1 pseudogene is annotated in these 720 nt (G+C 69.6%); it reads left to right on the top strand.

Annotation, left to right across the window (positions count from 1 at the left end):
* Window positions 1-720 (top strand): annotated as a pseudogene (locus RB628_RS41070) (phosphoketolase); the annotation flags it as partial.

Here is a 720-nt window from a genome sequence, read left to right as displayed (position 1 = left end):
CCCTCAACTACCTGCTCACCTCGCACGTGTGGCGCCAGGACCACAACGGCTTCTCCCACCAGGACCCCGGCTTCGTCGACCACGTCCTCAACAAGAGCCCCGAGGTCGTGCGCGTCTACCTGCCGCCGGACGCCAACACGCTGCTGTCGGTGGCGGACCACGTGCTGCGCAGCCGCGACTACGTCAATGTCGTCGTGGCCGGCAAGCAGCCCTGCTTCGACTGGCTGCCGATGGACGCCGCCCGCGCACACTGCGCCCGGGGCGCCGGGATCTGGGAGTGGGCCGGCACGGAGAACGGCGGTGAACCCGATGTCGTCCTGGCCTGTGCCGGAGACGTGCCCACTTTGGAGGTGCTGGCCGCCGCGCAGCTGCTTCGGCGTCACCTGCCCCAGCTCGCCGTGCGCGTGGTCAACGTCGTCGACATGACCCGGCTGCTGCCCCGCGAGGAACACCCGCACGGCATGAGCGACTTCGAGTACGACGGCCTGTTCACCACCGACAAGCCGGTGATCTTCGCCTACCACGGCTACCCCTGGCTGATCCACCGCCTCGCCTACCGCCGCACCGGCCACCAGAACCTGCACGTGCGCGGCTACAAGGAGTCCGGCACCACGACCACACCCTTCGACATGGTCGTCCGCAACGACCTCGACCGCTACCGCCTCGTCATGGACGTCATCGACCGCGTCCCCGGCCTCGCGGTGCGCGCCGCCGCCGTAC

The organism is Streptomyces sp. ADMS (assembly GCF_033441795.1).
In the GTDB taxonomy this organism is placed as follows: domain Bacteria; phylum Actinomycetota; class Actinomycetes; order Streptomycetales; family Streptomycetaceae; genus Streptomyces.
This window is presented reverse-complemented; position numbering and strand designations above follow the sequence as displayed.